This window comes from Mucilaginibacter gossypii, from assembly GCF_900100945.1.
Classification (GTDB): domain Bacteria; phylum Bacteroidota; class Bacteroidia; order Sphingobacteriales; family Sphingobacteriaceae; genus Mucilaginibacter; species Mucilaginibacter gossypii.
Genome location: NZ_FNCG01000032.1, coordinates 21,103 through 37,661, shown reverse-complemented (window position 1 = coordinate 37,661; position 16,559 = coordinate 21,103). Strand labels below are relative to the sequence as shown.

Below are 16,559 nucleotides of genomic sequence, written 5' to 3'. Positions count from 1 at the left end.
TTTAAGTGTGGTAACTCAAATATCAACACAAAGGGGTAGTCTTTCGGCTATCCCTTCCTTTTTCCCTAAAAAATCTTTACCGGACAACAGTGATATTAAGTTGGCATTCCAGTATGCAAGGCAGGCTGCTATAAATGCTGGGAACACCGACCTGAAATTATTCTATAATGATTATGGGCATGAGTATTCTAAAACTAAAACAGACTCGATCGCAGCTTTGGTCAAACGCCTTTATAATGAGCCATTAATTGGTGGGCAGCATATTATTGATGGTGTTGGTTTACAAATGCATACCAATTACGCCCGATTAACCGATGATACAGGTACACAGGGCAACATTGAATATGCGATAGAAAAAATGCAGCAAACTGGTCTAAAAGTGCACATTTCCGAGCTTGATATCAGTGTGACAAATAGAAATGATGGCACAACTCAAGCAGATAGGGAAGCAGCGCAGCAATACCGGTATTTTTACATCGCGCAAAAATACCGGTATATTGTGCCTGCAAGCCAACGCTGGGGAATTACTTTGTGGAATATAGGGGATGCCGACTCTTCGTTGGGGGTTGGTGCTGCCGCAACGCTGTATAACATCGATTATTCACGCAAATACGCATATCAACGATTTTACGAAGGATTAAACCAAGCAATTAGTATTCAATAAAGTATCAATAAATCCCCTGTAAAACGTGCTTGTTGCACAACTAACAGCCAGTCCACTACCGGTGCGTTACATCAGGATTAGGTTTACACATTGTAATGGCAGTGATGACTCGGTTACCATTAGTGAAATTACCCTATAGAACAAGGAATAGGAATTTACTAAACGAGATTATTTAGGCAACAAAAGCAGGTGCGCGTATTATGCGAGACCTGCTTTTGTCTTTATACCTAAGGAATATGCGGTATATCAAGGATTATGTTATCGTTTTTTTATGTCATATACAGGAAGTCTTAAAACCAATAAGCCGTTGTGATAGATATTTATTTATCCGACCTTCCTTACTCCGAAAATTTTTTAGGTTTCATGCGTACACCTCAAGCTGTTTTGTTTTGATTGTTATTGTACTAATAAAGCTTCCTATACGACAAATCGACGAAAAGATCTGAGATATTGCCCTTTTTAAGCCGGTTAAAGCTCTGAAATTTGTATCTGCAAACCAATAGGGAAGGCCTATCGAAAATTGGTTAAAACAAACGTGATGAAATATTTTGCAGAACAAAGTCGAAAGTTTACGGATATGGGAGATTTAAAAGTATTTCATTCAATTTATCCTACTACATACCCTAACGAGGCAATAAAATGGGGACAAATTGTTCGGTTTGACGACAAGACAATTATGCCCGGGCGACAGGAAATTCAAAACTTCATAGGCATTCCCATGCTCATCATCCGTTTAATTATTAATGGTTCAGGAGCTTATTACGATTCTACCGGATACCGTAAGATTTTAAGGGAGCGAGATACATTGGTAGTTGGATATGACGAGAGCACAGTCCAGTCTATATTTTATAATTATGATGAAACACAGGAGGCGGAGTTACTTGAAATTTGGCTCATGTCGAAATCGAATGAAAGGATCAGGCTTTTTGATACTTTGACGGAGACAAGAGACGGGAATTTTAATGAGGCTTCTGACGCTCCGTCCATCGGCCCGGATAGTATTCTTCTGCAAGATGGGCACTGGCTCAGGCGAAGCACATTCAAAAGAAACAGTGATCACAAGATCGAAGGGGGCATATACGATAGTATCATCGTATTTGTGCTAAGCGGTACCGTAATAGCAAATAGCATAAGGCTCGGTTTCAGAGACGGAATAATGTTGTCTATGAACGATACAGTTGATCTTTATTTCGAAGAAGATACCGACCTGCTGCTTATTCAGCTGAATGCGAATATGCATGTTGAATAATAGCTTAGGTAGCACTGGTGTCGCTTTTCATAAAAGAAATTTTGATATAAAATGAGTCAACTTCAATTCGGAAATGATACAGAAATTACACAAATAATAAACAATGAAATACAGATTATTATGAAATACAGGTGAAAAGACTTCGGCTGTAGGATTAGGGGTGATGAGTATGAGTTACGGATATGGAACTCTCGATGACAAAGAATCTAGGGCAACCCTTGATCGGGCGATTGAGTTAGGTGTTAATCTTTTAGATGCCGCTGATGTTTCTTGGTTTGTACGAAACGTCGTCAACCTCGTGTATGGTCTTCAATTATACGAAATATCGTGTTAGGATCGTGATATTTAGCAGTTAAATAGTATTTTTGCGTTTTAAGTATTTGATATTCAATTTATTGTATATTTTGGCACGCTTTTTCCCTATACGTCATAAACATAATACGATGAAAAAAAATTTAATAAGCCTACTGCTGCTAACCGGGCTAGCCCTAAAAGCAGATGCACAATCTGAAACAAAAGACTCCGCAAATTACGTGGCTTCAGCACACGCTGTGATCTTGAAAAAGTTACTTCAGGAAAGAGGATTTGCTAATAAGGGAGTAGAAATGATGTTGGTGGATTTTCCCCCAAGGAGCAGGTCGGCAGTGCATAGCCATCCCTGCCCAACCTTCGGGTATTTGATCCCCGGCGAAATAGTACCAGTATTTGAGGGAAAAACATATCATTATAAAGCGGGTGACGCATTTTAGGAAAGCCCCAATGGGCTTCATACTGATGCCGTAACGATAGCGTCACCAATACCGCCAAATTACTTGTGTTTTATATTAAAGACAAATACAAGCCGGTTGTTGTGCCACTAGATCACCAAATGTAGTTAAAACTAAAGCTCTTTCATACGGAAGCTCTAGTTTATACCATTTAGCTATTTAATGCAAAAGAGCTTTTCCTGCAAGCATGCGTTTATGTCGGTATAATCCGCAATTCAATTTTTAATGTGTGGTTAATATATTTTATATGAAACTCAAATTTTACTTAACCATTAGCCTGATAGGTGTATTGCTGCTGATCCCCGGTGCAGCTGCCTATGCAGCCGATGTATTAAAGCCTGATCATGCTTTTAATACCGGTGCCTGCATCATTATAGCAGTTACCATTTTCTTGTTGTTATTACTGCTGCTCTGGCTAATCCGTTTGGCCCGCGGTCTTAAAGAAGACGAAGTAGCGCAGGAAAAATACGGCGATAAATGGATCTTCAGGCAAATAAACAGCTTAGATGCCCCTCAGCTTGATCAGTTAATAAGCCGCAGAAACCATCGTAAAAAAGCTATCGGCAAAGCCAAAGGGGGCAATAACGGCTTCACCGCTGTTATGTTACTGATGCTTGTATTTTCAGGATTAGCAGTCCAGGCGCAAACAGCCGCAGAAAGCAAAAATGTATTAATCAGTCCCGGAATGATCATTATGCTTACCTTGATCTTTATTCCGTTGGTGGTGATTGTTTTTTTGGTGACTTTAAAAATCCGTAATCTGGCTGTCAAAACCCGTTACAGCCGTGTAAAAAAAGAAACAACCGAGCTGGTCAAAGCCATTGATGACGATGACGCAGTTTATGAGGAGCTTATTAAACGCAAGCATGCGCTTAACTATCGTTTAACCAACAATGAGCTTGCAGGTACCATCGAAGCGGAAGATTCAAAAGGGATCCTGCTGAATGTTGATGAGGTTCACGGCCCGCGGTTTTTTGCATCTAAACGCAAAGCTGCACCCAAGCATCAAACCGACCCCAAACTGGTAAAACTAATTATGTGGTACCTGGGCAGCGCGGCTTTTTGGCTGGTGCTGGGTACCTCGGTAGGCGAGTATATAGGTATCAAATTCGTATCGCCGGATGCTGATCATATCAGCTGGCTAAGTTTTGGCCGCTTAAGGCCGGTACATACCAATATGGTTTTCTGGGGCTGGTCGTCAATGGCTATGCTGGGCCTTGGTTACTACGTAGTTACCACGGTTAGCAATACTGTGGTTTATAGTATAAAATGGGGGTATTATTCGCTTATACTCATGAACGCAGCTATCATCACCGGCAGCGGCATGCTGATGGCCGGCATCAATAACGGCGGTGGCGAATACCGCGAATATATATGGCCGGTTATGACACTTTTTGCAGGTGGTATTGTGTTAAGCCTTGCTAATTATATAAAAACCATAGCGCAGCGCAAAACCAGAGAGATCTATATCTCCAACTGGTATATCGTTTCGGCTATGATGTTTTTAACGGTGATCGTAACCGTTGGCTACTTGCCCTTTTACCAGAACGGCCTTGGCGAAACCATTGTGCAGGGATATTATATGCACCAGGCTGTGGGCATGTGGTTTATGTTCTTTAACCTGGGATTGGTATACTACTTTTTACCACAGCAATTAAATACGCCTATATACTCTTACAGTTTAGGGATCCTGGCATTCTGGTCGCAGATTTTATTTTACACGCTGATAGGTACGCACCACTTTATTTTCAGCTCCATACCATGGTGGTTGCAAACTGTGGCTATTGTAGGCAGTATGGGGATGCTGATCCCGGTGTTTTCGGGAACTACCAATTTTATCATGACCTTCAGAGGGAATTTTAATAAGATAGGCAGGAGCTACACACTGCCTTTTTACATCGTTGGTATCCTGTTTTACTTCACGGGTTCTACGCAGGGTACGGCGGAAGCCTTCAGGGAAACCAACCTCATCTGGCATTTTACTGATTTTACGGTGGCACATTCACATCTTACCATGTACGGCATCATCGCCTTTATGCTTTGGGCCTGCATTTACACCATAGTGCCAAGGCTTACAGGTAACGAGCCCAAACAGGGCTTAGTTGGTGCACATTTCTGGCTGGCTTTAATAGGTCTGTTGTTCTACACCATTCCGCTTATGGTGGGTGGCACGCTGAAGGGCATAGCCTGGCGCGATGGAAAACCATTTATTGATGGGGTGGTGCTGATGACCCCTTACTGGCTATGGCGGGCTATTGGCGGCTCACTGATGTGGGCATCGCACCTGGTTTTTGCCTGGAATATGTATGTGATGTTTTCGGGGCATAAAAGTCATCCTGATATAAGGAAGGAAGTTTTTGAGAAATTAAATACCATACCCTTTAACGCTGAAATTTGATAGCCATGGAAATTTATAACGACCATAAAAAACTTTTTACTGCTGCGTTATGCTTCTTTTTGCTGCTCACATTTTTTGTGGCGATAGGGCCAGCATTTACGAGTCAGAATAACAATGCACCACTGCCCGGCAGCAAGCCGCTAAACCGGCTTGAAACAGCAGGTAAAGCCGTATTTATAGCCGAAGGATGTGTGGCTTGTCATACCCAGCAGGTACGTAATGTAGATATGGACAAAGTTTGGGGCGCACGCCCTAACATAGCGGCCGATTATGCCAACATCATCCGTACCGATGTTTGGCGTAACACAGCTACGCTCATGGGTTCAGAACGTACCGGCCCCGATTTAACCAATGTAGGTACCCGTCAGCCGAGTAACGACTGGCATTACTTGCATTTATTTAATCCGCGGTCGGTAGTGGCGGAGTCTGTTATGCCATCATATGAGTGGCTGTTTGATATAAAAGAATACGCATGGCCAAATGATGTAGTAGTGAATGTGCCCGATGATTTTAAAAAAGGCATCACTGGGAAAATTGTGGCATCGTATAAAGCCGTGGCGCTGGTGGCCTACCTGCGATCGCTAAAGGAAATTACCTTGCCCGATGGCAAACCGGTGCCGATATTCCTGTACGGGAAAGGTGCTGCTGAAAAGGCGGGCGCCGCAACATCTGGCAAAGGCGTAGCCGCTAAACCTGAGTTTGATGGCGCAGCACTTTATGCTACCAATTGCCAATCCTGTCACCAGGGAAATGGCGAGGGATTGGTTGGCGCTTTCCCGGCGCTAAAAGGCAGCAAGGTAGTGCTTGATGATAATCCGGAGATCCAGGTAACCATTATCATGAAAGGCTATAACGGTCGTATAAGCGAGGGCTACGGAATAATGCCTGCCGTGGGTACCAATAACAACCTTAAGGCCGAGGAAGTGGCGGCTATTGTAAATCATGAACGCAGCAACTGGGGCAACAGTTCAAAAAAAGTAACGGTTGACGATGTGAAAAAGATCATTGCTTCATTTGGCAAACCCGAAGCCGCAATTGCTAAAAAGTAAAAAAAGTCAGAAGCCAAAAAAATGAAAAAATATATCACATTGCTGCTCATGCTCATTCTTAAACTGGATGTTATAGCCTGTGAAGCTTGTAAAAAGCAACAGCCCGCTGGTTTTGAGGATATCACTCATGGTGCCGGCCCCGATAGTAATTGGGATTACCTCATAGTTTTTGTAATGGTAATCATTACGCTGTACGTGCTGGTAGCAACCATCAAATGTTTTATAAAACCCGGCGAAAAGAACGAAGAACACATTAAACGGATGATTTTAAACGACCTAAAGCCATGAGAGATCAAAGTTTTGTAACCCTGTTTATTGATGAAGATCTGAAACCAATAGGGGAGTTTCCGGCACCGGTAACTTTTGATCTGGATACCCGCAAATTAACCGATGGCAACCACGTACTCAAAGTAGTTAGCAAGGACCACCAAGGGAAGGAAGGGGTCAAACTGATCCCGTTTGTGGTACGCAACGGACCTGCGATAGCCATTGAGGGTTTAAAAAAAGACGAGATTGTAGAAGGCGTGTTACCCCTCATGATCAACGCCTATGGCAAAGGCGATCAGAAAACGTTTATGCTGCAGGGCAGCGAAACCCCACAAAGTATCCCCTGGTGGCTGGTAGTAGGGATCATTCTGTTTGTGGCCTGGACGGGGTACTTCATTATTACATCGCTGGCGGTGAAGTTGTAGAGTAATTTTACATGTATAATTACCATCAGATAGTTTATTGATAATATATCACACGTTTTTAATTATATGCTTTTATCGCCTTAAAGAATAATTATCAGATAAATGGGAAATATAAGTACATATTCGATTTCTAAATTGCAAAAGGTATTTGATATGGACACTGGGAAGCATGACTATTTCTATGTTGATGCCGGGAAGGAGCCTATATACACAGATGTACCGTTTCGCGCGGAAACGTATTCTATCCTATTTCTAAAGAAGGGTACCCTAAGTCTGCAGGTTGATCTTGCGTCACACACAATAAAGGGTCCTGCAGTTCTTACAATCGCACCAATGGTTACGCGCAGTTTCCGATGTGTTGAAGATATGCCGGAAATGGTTATTCTTTTTTTTAGAAATTCGTTTCTCGTCGAAACGCGGGCAGATATTTTTTTTCTTGACCATTTTGATTTTTTTGAAGACAGTGAAAGCCATATCGCTGCCTTGAATGCATGTCAGTCAAAAAGATTGAGCGCAATTTTCGATATCATTAGTGATACGTTTAATAAGGGACACTCGCATGAGGCCGCACTGATGCGAAGCTATACTTATTGTCTGATACATGAAATCGATGTTATCCATAAGTGCATACATGCTGATCTCATTCATAAAGACGACCATAGTTCGTTGTTTATCAGGTTCAGGAATCTGCTGGTTAAGCAATTTTGGAGGCATCGCTCGGTTAGTTTTTATTCCAGTAACCTTAACGTTTCGCCAAAATACCTATCTGAAGTAATCAAAAAAGAAACCGGTAAAACCGCGGGTGCATGGATAGATAATGCGATCATACTGGAAGCAAAGGTACTATTGCAGAACAAAGATCTCAGCATACAACAGATCGCGGACAAACTTAATTTTTCAGATCAATCCGTTTTTGGGAAGTTTTTTAAAAATCAGGAAGGTATTTCTCCATTGGAATACAGGAAAAGCTTAGGTAAAACGCGTTAAGTCAAAATTATTTTTGATCAGGCTCGTGGAATTACATCATGATTATGCCCTAAAACATGCCCCTGCAGGCAGGTAAATACAGCACCTGAAGCAGGTTGAACCAGACGATCGGAGAAACCGACGAAACATACCGCAATCTTACCCTTTTAGAGAGCGCACCGAAGAGGATATTTGCAATGAAAATAAATGTAGAAGATTCAAGATCGAGGAAATAACAGGCGGCCGGGGTGCAAAACCGCGAATGCCGGCAAGAAAAAAAATGAAAAGGAACAATACGAATAACTTGAACCATACTAAAATAGAATCCAGGAATTTATTGTTTCTCGTTTCTGAAAAGCTATTTGCCGATCACGAATTTTATCGTACTACAATTCGTATGATAGCGGGGAATAGTGGGCTTTATCTGGCGCTGATCAGTTATTACTTCGGTGTAAAACGGGACATGTTCATCCAGATATTCAGGGACAGGCTCGGGCGGTTAAATAGCGTTTTGGAACGGATACCATATGTAGAGCTTCCAGCTCCGGAAAAACTGATGGTTTTCCTGGAGGAGTATTCGAATGTATTCAGGAATAATATAAATTTCCACCGCTTGCTGCATCGCGAGATCACTTTTTTACCGGAGTCTGCAGTTAAGGACCATATCACCGATTACTTGGATAACACACTGGCTATTTTAAAAAAAACTTATTGAGGACGGAATTGAAGAAGGGCATTTCAAAGCTACAGATAGTCAGTTGGTGTATCTTACGATATTCGTAATGTTGCCGGTAATGATTTCGGGTTCGCCGGTAAGCAGGCATATATCGGAAAATATAGCACCGTGTGGTAATGTCTTCAGTACCGAACTAATAAAAAAGTACTTGTACTACATATTGAAAGCTCAGAAATCAGAAAACAGTTATATAGAGCACAAACACTAAACAGTTAATTATCATGAAAACTATACCGTTTAAGCATGCCATCGGCAGGCTTACAGTATCCTTATTTTGCTTGATTTTTGCATTTGACCTCCCTGTTATTGCCCAGCAAACTCCCAATGTCAGACTTTCGCTGCTTCAAGCTGTTGATCTATCTAAGGCCCAAAATATGCAGGTTCATGCTGCGAGATCAGAAGAAAGCGCCACTGAATCAGATTTGAGAGACGCTAAAACGAACGCACTTCCTACTGTTCTGACCAATGGCGATTATCAGCGTTTTACAAGTCTAACCCTATATAATCATGGTTTAAACGACGTGCGTTCCATACCCAAAAGACCGACTTCGAACGGCGCTGACCTTGGTGTGTCTGCCAATTTTAACCTTTATGCAGGCGGCAGACAAAAAGCCCTGGTAGCTGAGCAAAAAGAAAAAAGAGACTTAGCTGCTATAAACACAAAAGAACAGGCGGGCACTGTAGGGCTGGAGGTGGCCGACCAATACCTGAATATGATCAGACTTATTTACCAAAAGCACTTTATTGATGATCAGGTAGTACGCGCAGAAACAAGGCTTAAAAACATAGATGCCTTATATCGGAATCAAAAAGTAACCCGGAGCGATCTGCTGCGATCAGAGCTAAATCTTTCGGCTGTAAAGTTAAACCTTGAACAAACGCTGAATGATATTATAATTAGCAATCAAAAATTGAACGTATTGCTCAATTTGCCCGATTCCACGAGAATCTACCCAACAGACAGCGCGGCTATGACTATGCCAAGTGTTGATACGCTGCTTGACCTGATTAACAGTACGACCCACGACGCTTATGCTATACGTAAGGCAGACGAGAGCATCAAGATTCAGAATGCGAGGATCAGGGGGGTAAAAAGTAATTTCTCACCAGCGCTTTCGTTGTATTCCGCCTATGGCTTTAACTATCCCAATACCATTTTTTATCCACCAGTGGATCAAGGATATTCCATTGGCTTCGTAGGTTTTAAAATTCAGTACAACATTTCATCGATATATCTAAATAAGTATAAATCATCGGCAAGTCGTATTAGATTACAGGAATTGCAATATGTGCAGCAAAATATAAGCGATAATGTAAAGCAAGAAGCTAACAGTCTATTAATCAAGTACCGCGAGGCACTTAGCCGTATCGCAGTTAACGAAAAATCGATTGCACAGGCGAAAGTTAACTACCGTATTATAAATGCCAAATACCTCAACCAATTAGCTTTGCTCACCGACTTACTGGACGCCGATAACCTTTATCAAGAAACAAGATATAACCTGGTTCAGGCACAAACCGTTGCGCAACTTATTTACTACCGGTTATTGTTCACCTCCGGGAAATTATAAAAATATATTTACCCAAAATACATCACTCTTAAACAATAGCATATCATGGAAACCTCAACTATAAAAAAAACACACCCAGGTAATATCATATTATCGGTACTTGCCATCCTGGTTGTGTTAGGGGCCATCGTTTATTTTATCAATTATTTTATAACGGGGAGTAACTACATTGAAACCAATGATGCACAGGTAGAGTCCTATATCAATCCGGTTTCGGCCAGAGTAAGCGGTTATATCAAAGATGTGAGATTCGACGAACATCAACAGGTTAGGGAAGGAGATACATTAGTAACCATTGATGACCGCGAATATCGCGAACGAGTTACTGAGGCTGAGGCGGCGGTTGAAGATTCAAAGGCTCAGCTTTTGGTCTTAGATGCGGGAATTGCTTCATCCGAGACAAGTACACTTGTAAATAAAGATCAGATAAATGGTGCTAAAGCAAGATTGGTACAGCAGGCCGCCGACATGAAACGTTACAAAAACCTGATGAAGGAAGAAGCTACAACTGGCGCAGACCTGGAGTTGGTACAATCACGTTATGACGTATCTGTTAGCGATTACAGTGCAGCTCAAAATAATTTGCGCACCAGTTATGCTAAAATAGCGGAATTACGATCACATAAAGCTTTACTGGCGGCAGATCTGAAACGTAAAACCGCCGAACTTAAATTGGCCCGTATTAACTTAGGATATACTGTAATACTTGCCCCGTACACAGGCAGGATGGGGCGTAAAACCATACAGGAAGGTCAACAAATACAGGCCGGTCAGCCATTGGTATCCATCGTTAATGAAAGAGACAAATGGATTACCGCCAATTTTAAGGAAACCCAGGTATACGGAATGTATATTGGGCAGCCGGTTGATATTAAGGTTGATGCTATCGACGATAAAGTGTATCATGGGCATATTGAAGCTATATCTGCATCAACTGGTGCTAAATTCTCTTTACTTTCACCGGATAACGCTACAGGAAACTTTGTCAAGATCGTTCAACGAGTACCAATTAAAATAAAATTTACCAGCAAAAATATTGAACAGGTTAAGGCTGGTATGAACGTTTTGGTATCAGTTAAAAAGAAATAGTTATGAATGCACCCACATATATTAAACCCTGGCTTTCGAATTGGAGCTGGGGGGTAAGGATAGCCCTCTTTTTAATATTACTGTCATCTATAATGGAATTTGCTTCCATTTCCTTAAGTCAGAATTATGTATTGTCATACCTTGGAGCTCAACCCGAAGATATCACGTTCTCCGTACAGCTATGTTATGTTGGTATACTTACTATATTACCTGTACAGTTCAGGTTTCTGAGATACTTTGAAATGAGGAACTATCTTTTGATCCTTACATTTTTGTCAATAATACTAAATATAGCCTGCATCAATGTTAGTAGTGTTATGGCATTCTTTTTCATACGTTTTTTTCAGGGGATGGTGGTTGGCAGTATTTCCGGAAGTATGCTTATTCTCATTCCTAGTTTTCTGAAGATGGAGCACCGTGCTGCATTTGGATCGACTATTTTTTACGGTACAGTGTTAAGCAGTGGTGTATTATTAGGCCTTGTTGCGTCGGCTGTGACATTAAACTCCGATTTCAGGAACGTGTATTATTATCTCATTTTGTTTCAGATACTGGTATTGATTGTAATACTAATTTCATTCAACCAGGTATCCAACCTCCGGAAATATCCATTATACCAGATCGACTGGACAGGTGCCGTATTTTTCCTGGCCGTAGCCGCAGGATTGGCTTATACAATACTTTATGGCTCAAAATATTATTGGTTTACAGACACGCGTATTCAATTATCGACGGTTGTTACAGTAGCAGGCGCTATCCTGTTTTTATGGAGGGAAAGGATAGTAAAACGACCTGGCCTCGATTTGACCATTTTTAGGTTTAAGAACTTTTGGGTGGGGCTTATACTACTTGCAGTTTATTACGGAAGTAAAGAAAGTATTAATATTATTTTCGGTTATACTGTATCCGTGTTGCAGTGGAGTGCAACACAGGAAATGATATTGGGGCTTTGTAACATAACCGGTCTTATTATTTTTATGGTGATCTCGGCAAGAATCCTGGTTTACCGCAAGGATGCTATATTTTATTTTTTGTTTGCTGGTTTCAGCATGTCGCTTTTATACCATTTATGGATGTATTGCATATTTACACCCGATTTAGCTTTTGAGGACCTAATATTGCCTATGTTTTTTCAGGGGGCTACGTCAGGCATTCTATTTGTTCCCATCATGTTATTTACTTTAAGCGCGGTGCCGCAAACTACTGGTTATACCGGGTTGATATTTGCTGCCTGTACCCGTTTTACCTCTTTACTGAATGCCAGCGCGGGTTTTTATAATATACAATTGTATTACAGTCAGCTATATAAGGAAAATTTTCTTCATCATATAACCGGTATTGATGAAAATGTAACTGAAAGGCTCAACGGCTTCAGACAAGTATTCCTGAGTAAGGGTTTTTCGCCTGATCAGGCCGCGGCGGCGGCTAATGCATCCTTAGCCAGAATAGTTAGTTTGCAAACACAGCTGCTTACCAACAGGGCCGTATTTCTTTTTATTGCTATTCTTACTGCATGTGTGCTTCTTGTCATATTATTGGTATATGTAATTAAAACATTGCGGCTGCTAACGCCATAAATAATGTTAGCAGTATGATGATTGATAAAACAAATAAGGTGTGGATTCGTAATGTTATATTTAATTTATCCGGTTGAAAAGGGGTCTATTTATTGGAAATAGGGATACCGATTTTTGGATCCACCTGTCCAGGTCAACTTGTAATTCAGCAATGCTCCTGTATATCTTCTTAACAAAGAGATAGTGATGGAAGTTTGTTATTACCATTATTTTTTCATTAGTGTGTCTATTATATGATGTTGAACTTTTAGAGCAACGAATTGTGTTAATGAATTTCTAATTTAGCAATGTAAGTGAAGAAGATAGCATGGTCAGATTGTAATGTATTATGCCAATGACCTTCAATATTAAAGATTATGGTATTGACGTTTGCTCCATTTCGGACACAAAGTACTACGATTTGGATACGAGTAAATATTAAGGACCGATGACCTTTGTGTTTCAATCATTAAACGATTATGAAATACAAAATTTTAGGTAACACGGGTTTAAAAGTATCGGTACTTTGCTTAGGTACAATGAATTATGGCGGTAAAGGTTTTTTTGGTTATATGGGTAAACTTGCCCAAGACAAAGTGGATGAGCAGATCCGCATAGCTACGCAGGCTGGAGTTAACTTTATCGATACTGCGAATATTTATTCAGAGGGCCTATCAGAAATGATGATAGGGCAAGCAATAAAAAATCTTTCTATCAATAGGGACGATCTGGTTTTGGCGACAAAGGTCAGAGGTTCAATGGGCAAAAGTGAAAATGACAGGGGCCTTTCAAAAAAGCATATCATTCAGCAAGTTGAGGGGAGCTTAAAAAGATTAGGGACAGATTATATTGATCTATATCAGATTCATACTGCTGACCCTTTGACACCAATAGAAGATACTATAAGAACCCTGGATGATCTGGTAAGAAGCGGAAAGATTAGGTACTTTGGTGCAAGTAATATTTCTGCCTGGGAATTAATGAAAGGGCTCGCGTATTCTCAATACAACCATTTAGACAGATTCGCTTCGCTTCAAGCTAATTACTCATTGGATGTAAGAGATATTGAACGTGAAATTGTTCCGTTACTAAAAGATCAACAAGTGGGTATGTTGGTATGGAGCCCGCTGAGCGGGGGCTTGCTTACCGGTAAATACGCGCGAGGAGGACAAAAGGAAGAAGGTAGATTGAAAAGTTTTCCGTTCCCTCCTTTTCACGAGGAGCGGGCTTATAACGTATTGGATGCGCTTATCCCAATGGCAGAACAAAAACAGGTGGCCGTTTCTCAGTTGGCACTTGCATGGTTATTACATCGCCCGGTAGTCAGCAGTGTAATTATTGGTGCGACCCAATCGCATCAGTTGCAGGACAACTTAAGGTGTATTGATGTTACATTTACACCTAGTGAGTTAAGCTTGCTGGACGAAATCAGTAAACTACCGGCTGAATATCCTGGGAATGTTATTGAAGTGATGACCATGGACAGGACTGAGGGGGTTGATTTTTTGAATGCTTAAATTATCATAAAGTAGGGTGGGCAGAACAAATGTATGGTCCACCCCGTTCATTTTTTGTTATGAATCATATAGATCGCAAAATCCTTAATATAGATACCATCAAAGAAATACATTCATTGATGGGTTTACCGGGTCCTTTAAATCCGCTGATTACCATCATTAATCATTCACAGACCAAAGAAACTTACTTGCCCGTTCAGCAAAAATTATTGATGAATTTTTATAATATTACTATTAAGAAAAGCTTCAAAGGAAAATTAAAGTATGGCAAAAATCATTATGATTTTGACGAAGGTATCATGTCATTTGTTGCCCCTAAACAAATAATCTATATAGATGACATTGAAGAAAGGAACACAGAAGGATGGTCACTATTATTTAATCCGGATTTGATAAGGAAATACCCTTTAGGAAAAACTATCAAACATTATGGTTTTTTTTCTTATGCGGTGAATGAGGCCTTGCATCTTTCGAGCCTTGAAGAAAAGACCATCGAGAATATTGTTCAAAACATTCAAAATGAAATTAATTCGAGATTGGATAATTTTAGTCAGGATGTGATCGTATCCAATTTAGAGCTTTTGTTAAACTATTGTAACAGATTTTATAACAGACAGTTCATTTCACGAAAGATGGCATCAAACGATTTATTAATCAGGTTTGAAAAGATCTTGGAAGATCATTTTTATATTAATGCTGTTCCGAAATTACCGACCGTTCAGAATATAGCATCTTCATTAAATGTTTCGCCTCCGTATTTAAGCGATATGTTAAGAAGCGTAACAGGACAAAATTCTCAACAGCACATCCATAATAAGATTGTAGAAAAAGCAAAGGAAATTCTGGCTACAACTGATTTATCGGTTAGTGAGATCGCTTATAGCTTAGGATTTGAATATTCACAGTCTTTTAGTAAACTATTTAAAAACAAGATGAACATTTCACCTGGAGAATATAGAAATCAATTTAATTGAATAAGATAATTTTATACACATGACCAAGTGCTCTGTCAATTGGCAGTCTATGGCTACTAATAAACAATTCCAGCATGTCTAAGTTGCCAACTAAATAGTTTAGAGAGATTCTTCTTTGCGCCATAAATTCAAAAATACGGTATCACAAATTTTCAGGAACAAGAATATCTCTAATTCTTCAAATTTAAAATAGGTAGGGAAGATAAAGTAATAGATGGGAGTGGAATAATTTTGCAAAAATCATGGTAGGCAAATCAATTGGTCAGAAAGTATTTAAAAAAACTGCTTTAGCAGGTATTCCACTTACTGTGCCAGCGATCTGATCTTATCCACAAAGCCGAGGATTTGCGAGACATGGAAAGGAATGCGTTACTTGTTGGCTTTATAACCCAAGAGATGGTAAAGATGACGAAATTTTCATTAACCAGGATAATTGATAGTCCGGCAATGTCTATGCATGCTTCTTTTCAACGCCCAACGTTTCAAGTAATTTTTCAGAAAGAGATACGTGTTTTTTGACAAAAAATCATCGTCCAGAATTTGAATATGCTAAGTCTACACTGGCCTTATAGAAAGTGGGGTTTGAAACTATAACTGGCGATAAGTACTGTGATCCTCATTGATAATCTTTATTCTAGCGTACGGGCATTTAATTATAATACTGCTAAAATTGCGAAAATCGTAGCAGCCGTTAATATTATCTGTACGATTTTACTCCTATAAAAGGATATTAACCGCCCTCTTTATTTTTTTATAAGCCTGATGTTTGTCTAAACCAATTATAGCTATCAAGAATTTTTCTGTATTTGAATTTTTTGATGGAAAGCTTAATCATGAAAAAAATATTACTTGCTTTTTTTGCCTTTTGGCTTTTTCATTTCTTATTATTTTCTCAAACAAAAAATACGTTTTCTGAACTCGATCGCCGGATAAACAACCCCATTTCTCCAATGACCATAAAGGAGAAAGTAGAGCATTGGTATTATTATACTGATAGCTGCGCATGTTTAGGTATCCTCCGGTTTACCGGAAGCGGCATTTCGCGTGGTATTGGAAATAAAACAAAGGGCTGCTCTTGTTTCCCGGTTACCATTGCTGTGGCCGCAGATTGGAGTCGCCCGTTAATCTTAAGCAGCGGACAGGCGATTTCTTTGGAGCAGGCTGCAAGAAAACGGTTTCGTATTGCAGGCCCTAAGGTACGACCAGCAAAAGATCAGTCCCGAATTTGCTTTGGGTTATGATTTAAGTTACACCACGTTTCAGTATAACAATATCAGGCTGTCGTCAATGAAATCTAAACTAAGCGGAGACATTAAAATCAGTTTAGACCT

Annotated in this window: 15 protein-coding genes; all 15 read left to right on the top strand. The window is 40.2% G+C overall.

The genetic code is table 11. The features are described 5' to 3' along the window. Window positions 1–664, top strand: a 664-nt coding sequence (locus tag BLS28_RS29775; RefSeq protein WP_218134527.1) for an endo-1,4-beta-xylanase, incomplete at its 5' end; no start/stop codon positions are given. 577 nt (window positions 665–1,241) lie between these two features. Further along, window positions 1,242–1,913 (top strand): hypothetical protein, encoded by a 672-nt coding sequence (locus BLS28_RS29770; protein ID WP_143020915.1) that lies wholly within the window; start codon window positions 1,242–1,244, stop codon window positions 1,911–1,913. 443 nt (window positions 1,914–2,356) lie between these two features. Next, the gene (locus tag BLS28_RS29765) at window positions 2,357–2,662 is read left to right on the top strand and encodes a cupin domain-containing protein (protein ID WP_091176354.1); all 306 of its coding nucleotides are present in this window, start codon (window positions 2,357–2,359) and stop codon (window positions 2,660–2,662) included. Between the two features lie 265 nt (window positions 2,663–2,927). Beyond that, window positions 2,928–5,078 (top strand): cbb3-type cytochrome c oxidase subunit I, encoded by a 2,151-nt coding sequence (locus BLS28_RS29760; protein WP_091176352.1) that lies wholly within the window; start codon window positions 2,928–2,930, stop codon window positions 5,076–5,078. Between the two features lie 5 nt (window positions 5,079–5,083). Beyond that, window positions 5,084–6,127, top strand: a complete 1,044-nt coding sequence (locus BLS28_RS29755) for a cbb3-type cytochrome c oxidase subunit II (RefSeq protein WP_091176350.1) — start codon at window positions 5,084–5,086, stop codon at window positions 6,125–6,127. 21 nt (window positions 6,128–6,148) lie between these two features. Then, window positions 6,149–6,415: a hypothetical protein gene (locus tag BLS28_RS29750; protein WP_091176347.1), complete on the top strand. Its 267-nt coding sequence runs from the start codon at window positions 6,149–6,151 to the stop codon at window positions 6,413–6,415. Continuing rightward, on the top strand, window positions 6,412–6,819 hold the full coding sequence (locus tag BLS28_RS29745; protein ID WP_091176345.1) for a cytochrome C: 408 nt from the start codon (window positions 6,412–6,414) through the stop codon (window positions 6,817–6,819). The genes BLS28_RS29750 and BLS28_RS29745 overlap by 4 nt, the downstream gene beginning before the upstream one ends. Window positions 6,820–7,326: 507 nt before the next feature. Beyond that, entirely contained in the window at window positions 7,327–7,806 is a 480-nt protein-coding gene (locus BLS28_RS31075) for a helix-turn-helix domain-containing protein (RefSeq protein ID WP_176844610.1), read from the top strand. Window positions 7,807–8,065: 259 nt separating this feature from the next. Further along, window positions 8,066–8,500 carry a TetR/AcrR family transcriptional regulator gene (locus tag BLS28_RS29735; RefSeq protein WP_176844609.1) on the top strand — a complete coding sequence of 145 codons (435 nt, stop codon included), beginning with the start codon at window positions 8,066–8,068 and terminating at the stop codon, window positions 8,498–8,500. Window positions 8,501–8,742: 242 nt separating this feature from the next. Continuing rightward, entirely contained in the window at window positions 8,743–10,092 is a 1,350-nt protein-coding gene (locus BLS28_RS29730; protein ID WP_091176337.1) for a TolC family protein, read from the top strand. A 45-nt stretch (window positions 10,093–10,137) separates the two neighbouring features. Then, window positions 10,138–11,181, top strand: a complete 1,044-nt coding sequence (locus tag BLS28_RS29725) for an HlyD family secretion protein (protein WP_091176335.1) — start codon at window positions 10,138–10,140, stop codon at window positions 11,179–11,181. 2 nt (window positions 11,182–11,183) lie between these two features. Beyond that, window positions 11,184–12,758 carry an efflux MFS transporter permease gene (locus BLS28_RS29720; RefSeq protein ID WP_143020913.1) on the top strand — a complete coding sequence of 525 codons (1,575 nt, stop codon included), beginning with the start codon at window positions 11,184–11,186 and terminating at the stop codon, window positions 12,756–12,758. 458 nt (window positions 12,759–13,216) lie between these two features. Next, a complete protein-coding gene (locus BLS28_RS29715; RefSeq protein ID WP_091176329.1) occupies window positions 13,217–14,254 on the top strand; it encodes an aldo/keto reductase in 1,038 nt (345 codons plus the stop codon). A 59-nt stretch (window positions 14,255–14,313) separates the two neighbouring features. Beyond that, the gene (locus tag BLS28_RS29710; protein ID WP_091176327.1) at window positions 14,314–15,228 is read left to right on the top strand and encodes a helix-turn-helix domain-containing protein; all 915 of its coding nucleotides are present in this window, start codon (window positions 14,314–14,316) and stop codon (window positions 15,226–15,228) included. Between the two features lie 833 nt (window positions 15,229–16,061). Beyond that, window positions 16,062–16,469 (top strand): bromodomain-containing protein, encoded by a 408-nt coding sequence (locus BLS28_RS29705; RefSeq protein ID WP_143020912.1) that lies wholly within the window; start codon window positions 16,062–16,064, stop codon window positions 16,467–16,469. The last annotated feature ends 90 nt before the right edge of the window (window positions 16,470–16,559 follow it).

What these genes read in the sequence shown, in the direction of transcription:
- BLS28_RS29770 (WP_143020915.1), top strand. Translation starts at nt 1,242, where the DNA reads ATGGGAGATTTAAAAGTATTTCATTCAATTTATCCTACTACATACCCT.
- BLS28_RS29710 (WP_091176327.1), top strand. Translation starts at nt 14,314, where the DNA reads ATGAATCATATAGATCGCAAAATCCTTAATATAGATACCATCAAAGAA.
- BLS28_RS29765 (WP_091176354.1), top strand. Translation starts at nt 2,357, where the DNA reads ATGAAAAAAAATTTAATAAGCCTACTGCTGCTAACCGGGCTAGCCCTA.
- BLS28_RS29760 (WP_091176352.1), top strand. Translation starts at nt 2,928, where the DNA reads ATGAAACTCAAATTTTACTTAACCATTAGCCTGATAGGTGTATTGCTG.
- BLS28_RS29735 (WP_176844609.1), top strand. Translation starts at nt 8,066, where the DNA reads ATGAAAAGGAACAATACGAATAACTTGAACCATACTAAAATAGAATCC.
- BLS28_RS29755 (WP_091176350.1), top strand. Translation starts at nt 5,084, where the DNA reads ATGGAAATTTATAACGACCATAAAAAACTTTTTACTGCTGCGTTATGC.
- BLS28_RS29725 (WP_091176335.1), top strand. Translation starts at nt 10,138, where the DNA reads ATGGAAACCTCAACTATAAAAAAAACACACCCAGGTAATATCATATTA.
- BLS28_RS29750 (WP_091176347.1), top strand. Translation starts at nt 6,149, where the DNA reads ATGAAAAAATATATCACATTGCTGCTCATGCTCATTCTTAAACTGGAT.
- BLS28_RS29720 (WP_143020913.1), top strand. Translation starts at nt 11,184, where the DNA reads ATGAATGCACCCACATATATTAAACCCTGGCTTTCGAATTGGAGCTGG.
- BLS28_RS29745 (WP_091176345.1), top strand. Translation starts at nt 6,412, where the DNA reads ATGAGAGATCAAAGTTTTGTAACCCTGTTTATTGATGAAGATCTGAAA.
- BLS28_RS29730 (WP_091176337.1), top strand. Translation starts at nt 8,743, where the DNA reads ATGAAAACTATACCGTTTAAGCATGCCATCGGCAGGCTTACAGTATCC.
- BLS28_RS29705 (WP_143020912.1), top strand. Translation starts at nt 16,062, where the DNA reads ATGAAAAAAATATTACTTGCTTTTTTTGCCTTTTGGCTTTTTCATTTC.
- BLS28_RS29715 (WP_091176329.1), top strand. Translation starts at nt 13,217, where the DNA reads ATGAAATACAAAATTTTAGGTAACACGGGTTTAAAAGTATCGGTACTT.